Origin of the sequence: Pseudomonas sp. C32, assembly GCF_030417915.1 — a bacterium.
GTDB lineage: Bacteria > Pseudomonadota > Gammaproteobacteria > Pseudomonadales > Pseudomonadaceae > Aquipseudomonas.
The window spans coordinates 152121-169461 of sequence record NZ_JAUHUK010000011.1 but is presented as its reverse complement, the minus strand read 5'-3'; the positions used below and the strand labels follow the sequence as shown (position 1 = coordinate 169461).

The window sequence follows — 17341 nt, the reverse complement described above, 5'->3', positions numbered from 1 at the left end:
TTTTTTCAACAGGCGCTTGCTCACGACAACTAAAAGTCCATAATAGACAAATTAGTTTAGTTCGAGTGTTCGGAGCCGACCATGTCCAGTACGCCCCACGTGATCAACCAATCCCAGGCTCGCGAGTTGCTGGCGCAAGTCGACGTTCCGCAGATCCTGCGCAAACTGTTTCGTGACCTGGCGTCGGGGCAAGCCGTGCAACCGGCACAGCAACTGGTTGAATTTCCAGCGGGTGCGGGCGACTTCATCAATTACTTGGGTGTGCTGGCTGAAGACGGTGTTTATGGGGTCAAGACCTCGCCTTACATCGTGCGCGAGCAAGGTCCGCTGGTGACGGCGTGGACGCTGCTGATGTCGATGCAGACCGGCCAACCGCTGCTGCTTTGCGATGCCGCGGAACTGACCACCGCACGTACCGCCGCGACGACTGCCGTGGCGGTCGATGCCCTCGCCCCGCTGAGCGCGACCCGCCTGGCAATCATCGGCAGCGGCAAAGTTGGCCAGGCGCACCTGCATTATGTGAAGGGCTTGCGAGACTGGGAAAGTATCAGCCTGTACTCGCCAAGCCTGCATGAAGATGCTGAAACCATGAACCTGCTAAAAGACATCGAGCCGCGCCTGAGCATCGCCGACAGTCGCGAAGCTGCCGTTCAAGACGCCGACGTGATCATGCTCTGCACCTCGTCCGCCGGACCGGTCATTGATCCTGCCTGCTTGAGCAAACCCGCGCTGATCACCTCCATCAGCACCAACGCCCCACGCGCCCATGAAGTGCCACCGCAGAGCCTCAATGACATGCAGGTGTTCTGCGATTATCGCCTGACCACTCCGGGTTCGGCAGGCGAAATGCTGATCGCCGGCGAGCAGCATGGTTGGGACAAGCGCACGATAGTCGGTGACCTGGCGGACCTGCTCAGCGAAAAAATCCAGCGTCCCGACTACGAGCGGCATGTGCTCTTCCGCTCCATCGGCCTGGGCCTGGAAGACATTGCACTGGCCAATGCGATCTATCACCTGCTGCCCTAACAATACGAAACCTGTAGGAGCTGGCTTGCCAGCGATCCAGACGCCGCGGTCCATCAGATAAACCGCAGCGATGCCATCGCCAGCAAGCCGGCTCCTACCGGGATAACCGATAACAGGAGATTCTCATGAGCCAGGCAGACTTCATCATCATCGGCGGCGGGATTGCCGGCGCTTCCACCGGTTTCTGGCTGTCGCAACACGGCCGCGTGGTCGTGCTCGAACGCGAATCCCACCCGGCTTATCACTCCACCGGACGCTCCGCTGCGCTGTACACCGCCGCATACGGCACTCCGCAGGTTCGCGCACTGACCCAAGCCAGCCGCGACTTTTTCGATGCACCGCCCAGTGGCTTCTGCGAACACCCGCTGCTGACCCCGCGCGGCGAAATGACCGTGGACTTCACCGGTGACCCGATTGAGTTGAACAAGCAATACCAGAGCGCAAAATCCACGGTGCCTGAGATGCAGTTGCTCAGCGCCGAAGAAGCCTGCGCGCGGGTGCCAATCCTGCGTCGCGAGAAAGTCCACGGGGCGATCTACGACCCGACCGCCAGCGACATCGACACCGATGCCCTGCACCAGGGTTATCTGCGTGGCATCCGCCGCAACAAAGGTGAAGTCCATACCGACTGCGAAGTGCAGAGCCTGAGCCGCGATGCCGAAGGCATCTGGCAGGTTCAGACCAACACCCACACCTTCAGCGCGCCGATCATCATCAACGCCGCCGGCGCCTGGGCCGACAAGATCGGTGAACTTGCCGGAGCCAAGCCGCTGGGCCTGCAACCCAAGCGCCGCGCCGCATTCATCTTTGCTGGCCCCGAAGGCGTAGACATTCATCATTGGCCGATGCTGGTCAGCCTTGACGAATCCTTCTACATGAAACCCGACGCCGGCATGTTCCTCGGCTCGCCGGCCAACGCCGACCCGGTGGAACCTCACGACGTGCAGCCTGAAGAGCTGGACATCGCCATGGGCATCTACCAGATCGAAGAAGCCACGACCCTGACCATCCGCCGTCCAACCCGCACCTGGGCCGGCCTGCGCAGTTTCGTCAGTGACGGCGATTTGCTGTCCGGGTTCGATCCGCAGGTACCGGGGCTGTTCTGGGTCGCGGCGCAAGGCGGTTACGGCATCCAGACCTCGCCCGCCATGGGGCAGGCCAGCGCCGCGCTGGTACGCGGTGAGCCCTTGCCAGAGCCGCTTACTCGCTTCGGCCTGAGCACTGAAATGCTGTCCCCTGCTCGCCTGGGCTGATCGTTGCCCGCAGGTGACGTGCCCACACGATTACGGCACACTTTCAGCGCCCCTCCCATGGGGCGCTGACGCTGCCTGGAGCTCCACTGTATGAACGCCCCCGAAACCGACACGGCCCTGAATCACACCTCGCTGGATAACTTCCGGGCGATTGCCGATGCCATCGCCACGCTGTTCTTTCCCCACGCCGAAGTGGTGCTGCACGACCTGCGCACGCAAAAGGTCGACTACATCGCCAACAACCTGTCCAAGCGGGAAATCGGCGACGACTCGGCACTGGAAGACATGCTCAGCGACGACGTCAGCGACCGAAACATCGGGCCGTACGAAAAGCTCAATTGGGATGGTCAGAAGATTCGTAGCCTCAGCACTGTGTTACGCGACAGCGCAGGTCATCCGCTGGCGATGCTGTGCATCAACCTGAATATTTCGCTGTTCGAAAATGCCAAGGCCGCACTGGACCTGTTCCTGTCGCCGACCAAGCTGATCCCGCAACCGGATTCACTGTTTCGCGATGACTGGCAGGAGCGGATCAACACCTTCCTCCACGCCTGGCTGCGCGAACGCCAGCTGAGCCTGAACGTCCTGACCCGCGACCACAAACGTGAACTGGTGCTGGCGCTGCACGCCGAAGGCGCGTTCAAGGGCAAAAGCGCCTCCAACTACGTGGCCAATGTGCTGAACATGGGCCGGGCGACGGTGTACAAGCATTTGAAGGAATTGAAGGGCTGATCATTTGCAGGGATTGTTCCGGCCCCATCGCCAGCAGGCTGGCTCCCACATGGATTTTCGGTGTACACAAAACCTGTGGGAGCTAGCCTGCTAGCGATGGCGTTTGATCAGTCGCCGTAGATGTCGGACTTGAAATACTTGTCCGAAATTTTCTGATACTCGCCATTGGCACGAATACCATCAATGGCCGTGTTCAGCTCACTGACCAACTCACCATTGCCTTTGCGCACAGCGATCCCGGCGCCCTCCCCCACGTATTTCGGGTCTTTCAGCTCAGGCCCGACAAAGGCGTAACCCTTGCCACGCGGCATCTGCAGGAAGTCGTTCAGTGGAATGGTGTCGGCAAAAATCGCATCAAGGCGACCGGCTGCCAGGTCCATGTAGATTTCTTCGTTGTTGCTGTAGCGCTTGACGTTGATGCCCTTGGGTTCAAACACCTCGGTGGCAAAACGGTCAGTGGTGGTTGCACGCTGCACACCGATGTTCTTGCCTTTAAGGCTCGCGTACTGGTCGTCAACGACGGCGCCGTCCTTCATCACCAGGCGCGACGAAGTGAAATAGTACTTGTGGGTGAAATCCACCGACTTCTTGCGGTCTTCGTTGATGGTCATGGACGACAGGGCCATGTCGATTTTCTTCACTTTCAAGGAAGGAATCAGACCATCGAACTCACCTTCGACCCACACGCACTTGACCTTCATCTGTGCGCACAGCGCGTTGCCGATCTCGTAGTCAAAACCGACGATCTCACCTTTGTCCGATTTGGAGGCGAACGGCGGATAAGCGGCTTCGATACCGATGCGCAGGGTTTTCTCGGCGGCGAACACAGTGCTGCACGCCAACAGGCTCAGGGCCAGACCGGTGATGAGGGGGAGTTTCTTCATGTTCGTTTTCTCGCGGTTGTTGTTGGTTTGGCAAGATAGAAGAAAGAATTGGAGCGGATGAAAGCCTTTTTTGTACTTGTAATTCCATACTGGACTTTAATGTATTGATCGTCAATCGGGCAAAAGCGGCCCGTGCCGGCCGATGGTCGGGAGGTGGGCACATCAAGTTTTTTAGTGGTGCAGATGACGCCATCGCCAGCAGGCTGGCTCCCACATGGATTTGCGGTGCACACAAAACCTGTGGGAGCTAGCCTGCTAGCGATGGCTGATTGAAGTGCACTGCAGAGGTTATTTGTTCCAGCGATCCGCCGCCGCATGATCACTGTCACGCCCTTCCACCCAACGCGGCCCGTCACTGGTGTTTTCCTTCTTCCAGAACGGTGCACGGGTTTTCAGGTAGTCCATGACAAAGGCGCAGGCATCGAACGCGGCCTGGCGATGGGCACTGGCGGCGCCGACGAAAACAATCGGCTCGCCCGGTTCCAGGGCACCGATGCGGTGCAGCACTTCCAGCTTCAGCAATGGCCAGCGCTGCTCGGCTTCGATAGCGATTTTGCCGAGGGCTTTTTCGGTCATGCCCGGATAATGCTCAAGGAACATCCCGGCGACGTCGAGTCCGTCGTTGAAATCGCGCACGTATCCGACAAAACTCACCACGGCCCCCACGCCGACATTGGCGTCGTGCATCGCGTTGACTTCGGCGCCCGGGTCGAACGCCGTGGACTGCACGCGAATCGCCATGATCAACCCCCGGTCACGGTCGGGAAAAACGCCACTTCATCGCCATCGCTGACTGGCTCGTCGAGTTGGCAGAGGTCTTCGTTGCGCGCACACATCAAATTCTGTTCGCTCAACACCTCGGCACCGTCGCGCTGGGCCAACAACACCCGCACGTCGTCAACCGTGGCGAAGTTGCCCTCGACCTTCACCGAGTCCACGCCCAGCGCTTCGCGATAACGGGCAAAAAACTTCACGGTGATGTTCATGACGGGTCCGCCTGGAAATGCCCGCTCTTACCGCCGACCTTCTCCAACAAGCGCACGCTTTCGATGGTCATGCCGCGGTCCACGGCCTTGCACATGTCATAGATGGTCAGCGCCGCGACGCTGGCCGCGGTCAGGGCTTCCATCTCGACACCGGTCTGCCCGGACAACTTGCAGCGCGCCACGATGCGCACGCGGTCGTCGCCTTCGGCACTGAGTTCGACTTTCACGCCGGTCAGCATCAACGGATGGCACAGGGGAATCAGGTCGCTGGTTTTCTTCGCCGCCTGAATGCCGGCAATGCGCGCCACGGCAAACACGTCGCCCTTGGGGTGACCGCCGCTGACGATCATCTGCAGGGTTTCGGGCAGCATGCGCACCAGCGCTTGGGCGGTCGCCTCACGGAACGTCACGGCTTTTTCAGTGACGTCGACCATGTTGGCGCGACCTTGGGAATCGAGATGAGTCAGCACGGGATTACTCCTGATCAGGAGCGTCGATTGTAAACCTGCGGGTCAATTTTTCGCACGCACGAATATCGCCCTCACCACAACCTGTGGGAGCTGGCTTGCCGGCGGTGGCGGACTCGAGTTTACCGCAAGGCTCATGGCCCCATCGCTGGCAAGCCAGCTCCTACAGGGTTTTGCGTACGGCAAAAAAACGGGCGGCCCGCGAGGGCCGCCCGTTTTTGGTGATGCAGTTACAAATGCGTTTCGGCGTATTCGGCCAAAATCGAGCGTGGTACCCCTTGCAGGGTGATGTGCACCCCGTTCGGGAAGTCCTTGAAGCGTTCAGTGAGGTAGGTCAGCCCGGAGCTGGTCGCGGACAGGTAAGGGGTATCGATCTGTGCGAGGTTACCCAGGCACACCACTTTGGAACCGGCGCCGGCACGGGTGATGATGGTTTTCATCTGGTGCGGCGTGAGGTTCTGGCATTCATCGATCAAAATCAGGCTTTGCTGGAAGCTGCGACCCCGGATGTAGTTGAGGGATTTGAACTGCAACGGCACTTTGCTGAGGATGTAGTCGACGCTGCCATGGGTGCTTTCGTCGTCCATGTGCAAGGCTTCGAGGTTGTCGGTGATGGCGCCCAGCCAAGGCTCCATTTTTTCTGCTTCGGTGCCGGGCAGGAAACCGATCTCCTGGTCCAGCCCCTGCACGCTGCGGGTGGCGATGATTCTGCGATAGCGTTTGCTGACCATGGTCTGCTCGATCGCAGCCGCCAACGCCAGGATGGTTTTACCGGAACCGGCGGCGCCGGACAGGTTGACCAAGTGAATGTCCGGATCGAGCAAGGCATACAGCGCCAGGCTCTGATAGATGTCACGCGGTTTCAGGCCCCAGGCTTCCTGGTGCAGTAATGGCTCCTGGTGCAGGTCCAGAATCAGCAGCTTGTCTTCCGCGATCTCCTTGATCCAGCCGACAAACCCCTGCTCATCGATGATGAACTCGTTGATGTGCACGGCCGGCAGATTGTCGATCAACTGCACCTGATGCCAGGTGCGGCCGTGGTCCTGACGGGTTTCGACCTTGCTCACACGGTCCCAGAAGGAGCCGGTCATGTTGTGGTAACCGTTAGGCAGCAACGACACGTCGTCGACCAACTGGTCGGTGCTGTAGTCCTCGGCCGCAATCCCGCAGGCCCGCGCTTTGAGGCGCATGTTGATATCTTTGGTGACCAGCACCACGGGCTTCTTAGGGTCGCGCGCGTGCAGGTCGATCAGCTGGTTGATGATTTTGTTGTCGTTCAGGTGCTCGGGCAGTATCAGGTTCGGCTCAGCGTGCTTGCTCATCAGAATTGACAGCAAACCCTTGGGTCCGCTCTTGCCACGCTGGATCGGCACACCCTGCTCGACGTCCTCGGGAGAGGCATCGCCCAAAGTCTTGTCGATCAGGCGGATGGCCTGGCGGCATTCGGCGGCAACGCTGTGATGCCCGCTCTTGAGCTTGTCCAGCTCTTCCAGCACGGTCATCGGGATGGCGACGTGGTGTTCTTCGAAGTTAAGCAGCGCGTTTGGATCGTGAATCAATACGTTGGTATCGAGTACATAAAGGATTGGCTGGTTGGAAGAAGAGCTACGTCCGTGATCATCCATACTCGGTCACCTTTGTGGGAGCCATTCGACGCAATACCTTGACGGTGCTGCGCCTCGAAGTGACTGCCGAATTCACCTGCGAGGACTCAAGTGAACTGCACACAAGTAGGGTCTTGGAAGACGCCACCTGTGTTGCAGGTTTCGGCGGTCTGTCTTCGTAATACTCCAAAACGTGTGACAGAAAAAAGTACTTTGACGTTTTTTTGAAGTTTATTTTGCAGATTGACCAATAGCACTTGGCGAGCTGCCATCACCCGTTTACAGTCGGAGATCAACCTGCAACAAAATCCCCACCAAAATCGCCAATTACCCAATGTTTACGGGCTTTCGTCGTTTTCAGCGAAACGCGTCCTGACAATCCTCCCAACCGATCCCGACGGGCGCCGTTTGCGCGACCAACCAGGGCAAGGCCGTCTTCACCCCCTCCTGCTTCACATTGAAATTGATCACGCCGTGACGCCACAGCAGCATCAGGGTCAGCACCCGCTGCGCACTCTGGTTGCCCTTGAGCTTGCCGGCGCCGTCCTGGGCGTCGATGTCCCACAGCGCCACCTGCAAGCCCTGAGTCCTGAAAAAAACCTCGGCATCGGCACGACGCTGAGCATCGGGCGGACGAAACAGCGGTACGAAGTTCTCCGGCAATTTGCTTTTCACAAGGTCAGCGCTGCGCCGTACCGAGTCCTGCCAGTCCTGCCAATGGCTGTGGGAGCGAAACTCCCAGCCCTGCACGCCGACGCATTGCGTTGAGTACGTGGATTGCAGGCCGGCCACTGAGCCCTCAGCCAAACGGGCCTGAACATCTTTGCCGAGGACGAAGAATGTCCCATTGATGTTCGACTTGCGCAGGTACTCGGTGACCCAACCGGTATTGTCCGGTACGGCATTGGCGGCACTGTCGAAGGTCAGCAAAAACAGCCGGTCATGCATCGCGTCGCCGTTGCGCTCAAAGTCGCCAAAACGATCGACTTCGCTGCTGGTCTGCGGAAACAGCGCAGCCTTGCGCAACTGCTCGTCCAGGTATTGGGTATGGAACAGCCGGCTCGGCTCTGCCCATTTGATGTAGTAGCTGTCATCGCCGAGCTGAAACTTGGCGGCCTGCTCGCGCAGGGTGGGCATGTCTTCGACCAGAAAACAGAACGAGGCGTCCTGATCGCAGCTTTGCTGGGCGAAGTTGTAGCTGGAGAGCAGGCGTTGCCACAGGCGTTGGCGGACACGGTTGACCGATTCCATGTTGAGCGTGCGCAAGCCCAGACGCTGGGCCAGTGCCCGTTCATCCACTGACTCGCTGGCCAGCAGCACACGGGCGAACATGAGGATTTCAGCGCGCGAGGCCACGTCGAACAGCGTCGGGTTGTTGAGCTGTTCTGGCCAGGTGCTGCGATCAAGCGTCGCCACATCGCCCGGTGCCGCCAGGGCGCCGAAACTCAACAGCCAGGCCGAGAGGAATAAAACGATACGCAAAGGGATGTCTCCATAACAAAACCCGCGCGGCACTATATCGCGGGAAGCTCAAAAGATCGCAGCCTCGCTGCGCTCGACAGCTCCTACGGGGATCGGCGTACTTCTCTCGTCCCATGACACCACCGATCACCTATCACGCTCATAGCTGGAGTCAACACGAACAACCCCCTAGAATCGCCGCCACGATTAAAGGAGACGACTTCATGCTGATGGTGATTTCACCCGCCAAGACCCTCGACTATGAAACACCGCCGGCGACCCAGCGCTTCACCCAGCCGCAGTACCTCGACCATTCCCAGGAACTGATCCTGCTATTGCGCGAGCTGACCCCGGCGCAGATCAGCGAGTTGATGCACGTCTCCGACAAGATCGGCGGCCTCAACGCCGCGCGTTTCGGCAGCTGGACGCCCGCGTTCACCCCGGAAAACGCCAAGCAGGCGCTGCTGGCATTCAAGGGCGATGTGTACACCGGCATGAATGCGCAAACCCTCAGCGAAGCCGATTTCGATTACGCCCAGCAACATTTGCGCATGCTCTCGGGCCTGTACGGCTTGCTGCGTCCACTGGACCTGATGATGCCGTATCGCCTGGAAATGGGCACCAAACTGGCCAACGCCCGGGGCAAGGATCTGTATGCGTTCTGGGGCACGCGTATCAGCGAATGGTTGAATGAAGCCCTGGCGGACCAGGGTGACGACGTGCTGCTTAACCTGGCCTCCAACGAGTACTTCTCGGCGGTCAAACGCAGCGCTCTCAATGCGCGGATCATCAACACCGAATTCAAGGACCTGAAGAACGGCCAGTACAAGATCATCAGTTTCTACGCGAAAAAGGCCCGGGGCCTGATGAGCCGCTTCGTTATCGAGGAGCGCATCAACGACCCGGCCGCCCTCAAGCAGTTCGATGTACAAGGCTATCGCTACAGCGCCGAACAGTCTAAACCCGACAATCTGGTGTTCCTGCGCGATCACGCGCCGGAGTGATTTAGCGACCTGACGCACGGGGGCAAACCCCTCGTGCGACACCCATTGCCCCTCCGACAACCCCCTCCTGATCGCCAACCCATTGACGCCAATAAACTATCGATCGGATTTCTGACTTTAGTTTCACTCGACTTCAAGCATTTTTTTCTGTAGTGGCACTGACATTTTCTAACGGTAGTGGCAAAAAACTATCCACTTCCATTATCCGCCTATATATAAAGGGCGAAACGGCACGTGCTATCAATATGAGAGCAGTGCCATCTTTCTCAATATTTCAAGAAATTTCAGATTTCGCGATGGACGGACTGGAACTATGTCCAAATGCGCCGCTCATACCACCGGTAACGATTCTCGCCGAACATGTACGAGATAACTTACCCAGAGAAGTGATTGATATAGCGAAGTTACAACACCAACTTTCGCGGATCATTACCTGACGTGAACAACACATGATGGAGAGGAGATACGCAATATGACTATCCCCTGCACCGCCAAGGCAGCGCCCCTATAGACGTGCTCGCCAGAGCACCCAACCGCTTGATCCACGGGCTTTCGGCCTGACATCGAGCGCGCAAGATTTGTACGCCGGCACCTTTTCCAAAGGACCAACGGCTGCATAACAGGGCAAGCCATAACAATAAGACCTGGTTGCGCACACTTTGAGTGCACTTATTTAGACACTCGGAACTTATATGCCAACACCGGGCATTGTTGTGCCTGTTAGCCGCACTTGTGAGTGCACTTTGAACGCTGAATACCATTAATTCCGGCCATCTAATGGCTCGTTGAATACAGTCTTGATAACAGAGAGGTAATTGCGATGCGCATCAGCATATTTGGTTTGGGTTACGTTGGCGCAGTCTGCGCCGGTTGCCTGTCTGCACGGGGCCATGACGTCGTTGGCGTCGATGTTGCCAAAGACAAGATCGATATGATCAATGCCGGTAAATCGCCGATCGTTGAACCAGGCCTGGGTGAACTTCTGGCGCAAGGTATCCAGACCGGTCGCCTGCGTGGCACCACCAACTTCGCCGAGGCGATTCGTGACACCGACCTGTCGATGATCTGCGTCGGCACGCCGAGCAAGAAGAACGGCGACCTGGAACTGAACTACATCGAAGCCGTGTGCCGCGAGATCGGTTTTGTCCTGCGTGACAAATCCACCCGCCACACCATCGTGGTGCGCAGCACCGTGTTGCCGGGCACCGTGGCCAATGTGGTCATCCCGATTCTCGAAGACTGCTCCGGCAAAAAAGCCGGCGTCGATTTCGGCGTCGCCGTAAACCCTGAGTTCCTGCGCGAAAGCACCGCCATCGCCGACTACGACCAACCGCCAATGACCGTCATCGGCGAGTTCGACAAGGCCTCGGGCGATGTTCTGCAATCGCTGTACGAAGAGCTCGACGCACCGATCATCCGCAAGGACATCGCCGTCGCCGAGATGATCAAGTACACCTGCAACGTCTGGCACGCCACCAAGGTGACCTTCGCCAACGAGATCGGCAACATCGCCAAGGCTGTCGGCGTCGACGGTCGCGAAGTGATGGACGTGGTCTGCCAGGACAAGACCCTCAACCTGTCCCAGTACTACATGCGCCCAGGCTTTGCGTTCGGCGGTTCGTGCCTGCCGAAAGATGTGCGCGCCCTGACCTACCGTGCCGGTTCCCTGGACGTGGCAGCGCCGCTGCTGAACTCGCTGATGCCCAGCAACGAATCCCAGGTGCAGAACGCCTTCGACATCGTTGAAAGCCACGACAAACGCAAAGTTGCCCTGTTGGGCTTGAGCTTCAAGGCCGGCACCGACGACCTGCGCGAAAGCCCGCTGGTGGACCTGGCGGAAATGCTGATCGGCAAGGGCTACGACCTGAGCATCTACGACAGCAACGTCGAATACGCCCGTGTTCACGGCGCGAACAAGGACTACATCGAGTCGAAGATCCCGCACGTCTCGTCCTTGCTCAATTCCGATTTCGACGCGGTGATCAACAACTCCGACGTGATCATCCTCGGCAACCGTGACGAGAAATTCCGCGCCCTGGTGCTGGACGTTCCTCACGGCAAGCAAGTGATCGACCTGGTCGGCTTCATGTCCAAGGCCACCAGCGTGACTGGCCGGACTGAAGGTATCTGCTGGTAAAGCAGCCGCAAGCTTCAAGCTCCAAGCCGCAAGTTCAAAGCTCCTCGCTTGGGGCTTGAAGCTTGGGGCTTGCAACTGACTTTAGGATTCCGATTATGCACAGGCTAAAGCACGGCCTACTTCAGGCCGCCGGTTGGCTGTTTTATCTAAGTTTACTGATGGGCATCGCCATGGCGTTGCCTGTGTCCACGTTCGACTCCGAGTCGAAGGACTTCATTTTCCTGATCGGTATCGTCGGTATCTGGCGCTACTCGATGGGTGCCACGCACTTCCTGCGCGGCATGCTGTTTCTGTACGTGGTCTACCCGCACCTGCGGCGCAAAGTGCGCAAGCTGGGTAAAGCGGCGGACCCGTCCCATGTATTCCTGATGGTCACCAGTTTCCGTATTGACGCCCTGACCACCGCGCAGGTCTACAGCTCGGTGATCCGCGAAGCGATCGACTGCGGGCTGCCGACCACTATTGTCTGCTCCATCGTGGAAATGTCCGATGAGCTGCTGGTGAAAAGCCTGTGGAAACGCATGAATCCGCCGGCCAACGTGAAGCTCGACTTCGTGCGCATTCCCGGCACCGGCAAACGCGATGGCCTGGCCTTCGGTTTCCGTGCCATCTCCCGTCACCTGCCGGATGACCGCGCCGTGGTGGCCGTGATCGACGGCGACACCGTGCTCGGCGAAGGCGTCGTGCGCAAGACCGTGCCGTGGTTCCAGCTGTTCGGCAATGTCGGCGGTCTGACCACCAACGAGTTCTGCGAAGTGCGCGGCGGCTACATCATGAGCGAATGGCACAAGCTGCGTTTCGCCCAGCGTCACATCAACATGTGCTCGATGGCCCTGTCCAAGCGCGTGCTGACCATGACCGGTCGGATGTCGGTGTTCCGTGCCACTGTGGTCACCAACCCGGAATTCATCGCCGACGTAGAAAGCGACTCGCTGCAACACTGGCGCCTGGGTCGTTTCAAGTTCCTGACCGGCGACGACAAGTCGAGCTGGTTCAGCCTGATGCGCCTGGGCTACGACACCTTCTACGTGCCCGACGCCGCGATCAACACCGTCGAACATCCGCCGGAAAAGAGCTTTATCAAGGCCAGCCGCAAACTGATGTTCCGCTGGTACGGCAACAACCTGCGGCAGAACTCCCGCGCCCTCGGTCTTGGGGTTAAACGCCTCGGTGCGTTCACCTCGGTGGTGCTGTTCGATCAGCGCGTGTCGATGTGGACCTCCCTGCTGGGCCTGACTGTGGCGCTGATCGCCAGCTTCAAGTACGGCACCGCGTTCATCCTGGTGTACCTGCTGTGGATCGGCATCACTCGCCTGATCCTGACCCTGTTGCTGTCCTGCTCCGGCCACCGGATCGGTCCGGCCTACCCGGCGATTCTCTATTACAACCAGATCGTCGGTGCACTGGTGAAGATCTACGTGTTCTTCCGCCTCGACCAACAGTCCTGGACTCGCCAACCCACTTCTCTGACCCGTGATCTCGCCAGCTTTCAACGTTGGTTCAACACCTGGTCGTCTCGGACCATGACCTTCTCCGCCGGCAGCATTTTTGTCGCCGTGCTGCTGTTGATGGTCTGACCGCCCCATTTTTTGAATTAACCAGGAAAACGCCCCTATGAATACCGCCGTCAACGCCAACGTAGTGCATGAATCTGAAGCCCAGCGCCAACACGCCCGCGTGAAAATTCCGGCCAAGCTGCGTTTCTTCGGTCCTGACCGTACACCGGTCGAAGTCCGCCTTATCGATCTGTCCGCCGGTGGCCTGGCATTCAACGCCGGTCAACTGCCCCTGAAGGTGGGCGAGGTGTACAAGGCTCGCATGCAATTCGTGATCGACAACCTCGGCCTGGCCATGGATGTCGAATTGCAGATCCGCTCCTTCGATAGCCAGACCGGCCGCACCGGTTGCCAGTTCCAGAACCTGGAACAACGGGACATTTCGACCCTGCGTCACTTGATCACTTCGCACCTGGCCGGCGACATCGTCAGCATCGGCGAAGTGTTGGCGACCCTGCAGCGCGACAACTTCACCAAGGCACGCAAGAGCAAGGATGGCGGCCATGGCATGAGCGCATTCGGTCGCATGAAAGCCGTGACCTTCAGTCTCGGCATTTTCATCGTGGGTCTTGCGGCATTCGGTTTCATCTTCAAGTCGGTGTACGGCATGTACTTCGTCAGCCATGCCCAGGCCGGCCTGGTCAGCGTGCAGGGCGTGAACATCACCATGCCCCGTGACGGCACCGTACAAAGTCTGGTGAAAGCCGATGGCGTAGCCGCCAAAGGTGCCCCGCTGGCGACGTTCAGCACCAGCATGCTCGACGTGCTCAAGGGCCATCTGCAAGACGATCAACTGGCCCCGGCCAAGGTTGAAGAACTGTTCGGCAAGCAAATGACCGGCACCCTGACTTCGCCGTGCGATTGCACCGTGGCCCAGCAAATGGTCGCCAACGGTCAATACGCCAGCAAGGGCGACGTGATCTTCCAACTGGTGCCACGCAACACCGAAGCCAACGTTGAAGCGCGCTTCTCCTATCGCCAGTTCGGCGACGTATTGCCAGGCACTGCAGTGCGCTTCCAGATCGCCGGTGAAGACAAAACCCGCACCGGCAAGATCGTCAGCAGCACCAGCCTGAAAAGCGCCGATCTTTCTTCCGATATCCGCGTGCTGATCCAGCCTGACGAAGCCCTGGACAGCAACCTCGCCGGTCGTCCGGTGGAAGTGAGCAGCGACCGTGGCCCGAACCTGAACTGGCTGATCGACAAAGCCATGGCTGCCGGTCTTTAAGCGGAGGACATGCCCGTGACCCTTCTCCTCAAAACACCGCGATCCCTGTGGGAGCTGGCCTGCCAGCGATTGGATCAATGCGGTTTTGCTGAAACACCGCGTCAAGCGAATCGCCAGCAGGCTGGCTCCCACAGGGGATTGGTGGTGTGCTCGCTGGCATTGGCTGTCAGCCTCGCCGGTTGCGCCGGTCTGCCCGACCAACGCTTGGCCAACGAAGCGCTCAAGCGCGGCGACACCGCCACCGCTGCGGCGAATTACCAGCAATTGGCAAGCCTGGGTTACAGCGAAGCCCAGGTCGGCATGGCCGACATTCAGGTCGACAGCCGCGACCCGGCACAGATGAAACAGGCCGAGGCGACTTACCGTGCCGCCGCCAGCGTTTCGCCGCGTGCCCAGGCGCGTCTGGGTCGCCTGCTGGTGGCCAAGCCCGGTTCCACCGAAGCCGAGCAGCACGAAGCCGAAACCCTGCTGAAAAAAGCCGCCGCCGCAGGCGAAGGCAACACGCTGATCCCGTTGGCAATGCTGTACCTCCAATACCCGCACAGCTTCCCCAACGTCGACGCACAAAAACAAATCAGCCAATGGCGCGCCGAAGGCAAGCCGGAAGCGGGCCTGGCGCAAGTGCTGCTGTATCGCACTCAGGGCACCTACGACCAGCACCTGGATGATGTGGAAAAGGTCTGCAAAGCTGCGATCAACACCACCGACATCTGCTACGTCGAACTGGCCACCGTCTACCAGAAAAAAGCCCAGCCTGAACAACAGGCCGAGCTGATCAAGCAGATGCAAGCCGGTCATGCTCGCGGCACTGTGTCCGCTCAGCGTGTGGACAGCGTCGCCCGCGTACTCGCGGATTCGACCCTGGGCACGCCCGACGAAAAGACCGCGCAGTCGCTGCTCGAACCGATCGCCCCGGGCTACCCGGCGTCGTGGGTCACCCTCGCGCAACTGCTCTACGACTACCCCGAACTGGGCGATGTCGACCAGATGATGCAGTACCTGGACAACGGCCGCGCCGCCGATCAGCCGCGCGCTGAGCTGTTGCTGGGCAAGCTCTACTACGAAGGCAAAATGGTCCCGGCCGACGCCAAGGTCGCCGAGGAACACTTCCAGAAAGCCGTCGGCCGTGAAGTCGCCGCCGATTACTACCTCGGCCAGATCTACCGCCGTGGCTACCTGGGCAGGGTCTATCCGCAGAAGGCCCTCGACCATCTGCTGACCGCTGCGCGTAACGGCCAGAACAGCGCCGACTTCGCCATCGCCCAACTGTTCTCCCAAGGCAAAGGCACCAAGCCTGACCCGCTCAACGCTTATGTCTTCAGCCAACTGGCCAAGGCACAGAACACCCCGCAAGCCACCGAGCTTGCGCAAACACTCGAAACCCAACTGCCGCCTGCGCAGCTGGCCGAGGCCCAACGCCTGTTGAAACAGGAACAGGCCGTTCGCGGCAACTTGAGCCAGAACACGCTGCCACTGCACGCCCTGCAAGAAGAAGACGGTGAGGAATCCCTATGAAACTGAATCCATTCATGAAGGCCGGTATCGGTCTGACATTCGCGCTGATCTGGTCTTGCCCGACGCTCGCTGCGATGACCGAAGAAACCAAGAACTTCGGCCTGGACGTGAAAATCACCGGCCAGTCCGAAGACGACCGTGACCTCGGCACCGCCGACGGCGGCGACGTCAACGGTGTCGGCCTCGACCTGCGTCCGTGGGTCTACGGCGAAAGCGGCGCGTGGAGCGCGTACGCCATGGGTCAGGCGGTGACGTCCACCGACATCATCGAGACCGACACCCTGCAACAATCCGACGGCGCCGAGAACACCGACAACGGTGATCGCGAGACCAAGAAAAACTACCTGGCCATGCGTGAGTTCTGGGTCGGCTACAGCGGTTTCACGCCCTACCCGGGTGAGGTCCTGAAGTTCGGTCGCCAGCGCCTGCGCAATGACGACGGCCAATGGCGCGACACCAACATCGAAGCCCTGAACTGGACCTTCGACACCACCCTGCTGCGCGCCAACGTCGGTATCGCCGAACGCTTCAGCGAGTACCGCACCGACCTGAAAGAACTGGCACCGGAAGACAAGGATCGCCTGCACGCCTACGCCGATGCGGCGTACCAGTGGACTCCGGGCAACTGGGTCGGCATTCGCGGTCATCACACCCACGATGACGGCAAGCTCGACTACCCGACACCAGGCGAAGCCAGCGATTCGCTGGACAAGAAACAGAATGGCGACATCAGCTGGCTGGGCCTCACCGCCGACAGCGACGCCTACAACTGGCGCAACACCAACACCGTCAACTACTGGGGCAGCATCACCGGCATGAGCGGTGACCGCGACACGGTCAACCCGCTGAACGCCGATGGCACAGCTCCCGCACAAGCCAAGCGCAGCGACGATGTCGATGGCTGGGCCACCGACCTGGGTGTGCGCCTGCGCCTCGATCCGCAATGGCAAGTGGGTGCGGCCTACGCCCGCGCCAGCGAAGACTATGAACAGAACGGCCTGGAAAGTAACCGCTCGAACTACACCGGTACCCGCTCGCGCGTGCACCGTTTCGGTGAAGCGTTCCGTGGCGAAATGAACAACCTGCAATCGGCCACGCTGTTCGGTTCGTGGATGCTCAACGACGAATACGACGCCAGCCTGATCTACCACAAATTCTGGCGCGTCGACGGCAACAAGCCGGTTGGCAGCAACGGCATCGACGCGGTGCAGAACAACACCGACGACGTGACCGGCGCGATCCTCTCCAGCACCTCCCTGCCGCTGAACGATGGCGAGAAAGACCTCGGTCAGGAAATGGACCTGGTGGTCACCAAGTACTTCAAGCAAGGCCTGTTGCCGGCATCGATGAGCCAGGCGATCGACGAGCCTTCGGCGTTGGTGCGTTTTCGTGGCGGCGTGTTCAAGCCGGGCGATGCGTACGGCAAGGAAGTCGATTCGTACATGCACCGCGCATTCATCGACGTGATCTGGCGCTTCTGATGCACAT

15 protein-coding genes are annotated in these 17341 nt (G+C 59.4%); 9 read left to right on the top strand and 6 right to left on the bottom strand.

Going from position 1 to position 17341, the window contains the following annotated elements; genetic code table 11:
- Positions 1 to 81: 81 nt before the first annotated feature.
- The 3 genes from QYH43_RS14820 to QYH43_RS14810 all read left to right on the top strand — a co-directional run bounded on the left by QYH43_RS14820 (position 82) and on the right by QYH43_RS14810 (position 3011).
- Complete coding sequence (locus tag QYH43_RS14820) at positions 82 to 1026, top strand: ornithine cyclodeaminase family protein (RefSeq protein WP_301157278.1); 945 nt, start codon at positions 82 to 84, stop codon at positions 1024 to 1026.
- Between the two features lie 125 nt (positions 1027 to 1151).
- The gene (locus QYH43_RS14815; RefSeq protein WP_095057008.1) at positions 1152 to 2279 is read left to right on the top strand and encodes an FAD-binding oxidoreductase; all 1128 of its coding nucleotides are present in this window, start codon (positions 1152 to 1154) and stop codon (positions 2277 to 2279) included.
- A gap of 90 nt (positions 2280 to 2369) precedes the next feature.
- A complete protein-coding gene (locus tag QYH43_RS14810; protein ID WP_095057007.1) occupies positions 2370 to 3011 on the top strand; it encodes a PAS domain-containing protein in 642 nt (213 codons plus the stop codon).
- A 107-nt stretch (positions 3012 to 3118) separates the two neighbouring features.
- Here the strand turns inward: QYH43_RS14810 and QYH43_RS14805 are convergent, their stop codons facing one another.
- The 6 genes from QYH43_RS14805 to QYH43_RS14780 form a co-directional block, all read right to left on the bottom strand.
- The gene (locus QYH43_RS14805) at positions 3119 to 3895 is read right to left on the bottom strand and encodes an ABC transporter substrate-binding protein (protein WP_095057006.1); all 777 of its coding nucleotides are present in this window, start codon (positions 3893 to 3895) and stop codon (positions 3119 to 3121) included.
- A 288-nt stretch (positions 3896 to 4183) separates the two neighbouring features.
- Positions 4184 to 4636, bottom strand: coding sequence for a molybdopterin synthase catalytic subunit MoaE (gene moaE, locus QYH43_RS14800; protein ID WP_095057005.1), 453 nt, complete (start codon positions 4634 to 4636; stop codon positions 4184 to 4186).
- A 2-nt stretch (positions 4637 to 4638) separates the two neighbouring features.
- On the bottom strand, positions 4639 to 4881 hold the full coding sequence (gene moaD / locus QYH43_RS14795; RefSeq protein WP_150702912.1) for a molybdopterin converting factor subunit 1: 243 nt from the start codon (positions 4879 to 4881) through the stop codon (positions 4639 to 4641).
- Entirely contained in the window at positions 4878 to 5351 is a 474-nt protein-coding gene (gene moaC, locus QYH43_RS14790; protein WP_095057003.1) for a cyclic pyranopterin monophosphate synthase MoaC, read from the bottom strand. The genes moaD and moaC overlap by 4 nt, the downstream gene beginning before the upstream one ends.
- 227 nt (positions 5352 to 5578) lie before the next feature.
- Positions 5579 to 6973 carry a PhoH family protein gene (locus QYH43_RS14785; RefSeq protein WP_095057002.1) on the bottom strand — a complete coding sequence of 465 codons (1395 nt, stop codon included), beginning with the start codon at positions 6971 to 6973 and terminating at the stop codon, positions 5579 to 5581.
- Between the two features lie 336 nt (positions 6974 to 7309).
- On the bottom strand, positions 7310 to 8434 hold the full coding sequence (locus tag QYH43_RS14780; protein WP_095057001.1) for a polysaccharide deacetylase family protein: 1125 nt from the start codon (positions 8432 to 8434) through the stop codon (positions 7310 to 7312).
- Positions 8435 to 8637: 203 nt separating this feature from the next.
- On the opposite strand from QYH43_RS14780, the gene yaaA reads away from it, so the two are divergent.
- The 6 genes from yaaA (at position 8638) to QYH43_RS14750 (ending at position 17334) form a co-directional block, all read left to right on the top strand.
- The gene (gene yaaA / locus QYH43_RS14775) at positions 8638 to 9417 is read left to right on the top strand and encodes a peroxide stress protein YaaA (protein ID WP_095057000.1); all 780 of its coding nucleotides are present in this window, start codon (positions 8638 to 8640) and stop codon (positions 9415 to 9417) included.
- A gap of 820 nt (positions 9418 to 10237) precedes the next feature.
- Positions 10238 to 11554 (top strand): nucleotide sugar dehydrogenase, encoded by a 1317-nt coding sequence (locus tag QYH43_RS14770; RefSeq protein WP_095056999.1) that lies wholly within the window; start codon positions 10238 to 10240, stop codon positions 11552 to 11554.
- 92 nt (positions 11555 to 11646) lie between these two features.
- Entirely contained in the window at positions 11647 to 13131 is a 1485-nt protein-coding gene (gene alg8 / locus QYH43_RS14765; protein WP_177408781.1) for a mannuronan synthase, read from the top strand.
- 37 nt (positions 13132 to 13168) lie between these two features.
- Entirely contained in the window at positions 13169 to 14338 is a 1170-nt protein-coding gene (locus QYH43_RS14760) for an alginate biosynthesis protein Alg44 (RefSeq protein WP_095056997.1), read from the top strand.
- Positions 14339 to 14347: 9 nt separating this feature from the next.
- On the top strand, positions 14348 to 15853 hold the full coding sequence (gene algK / locus QYH43_RS14755) for an alginate biosynthesis TPR repeat lipoprotein AlgK (protein WP_301157277.1): 1506 nt from the start codon (positions 14348 to 14350) through the stop codon (positions 15851 to 15853).
- The gene (locus QYH43_RS14750) at positions 15850 to 17334 is read left to right on the top strand and encodes an alginate export family protein (protein WP_301157276.1); all 1485 of its coding nucleotides are present in this window, start codon (positions 15850 to 15852) and stop codon (positions 17332 to 17334) included. Before algK ends, QYH43_RS14750 begins: the two co-directional genes overlap by 4 nt.
- The last annotated feature ends 7 nt before the right edge of the window (positions 17335 to 17341 follow it).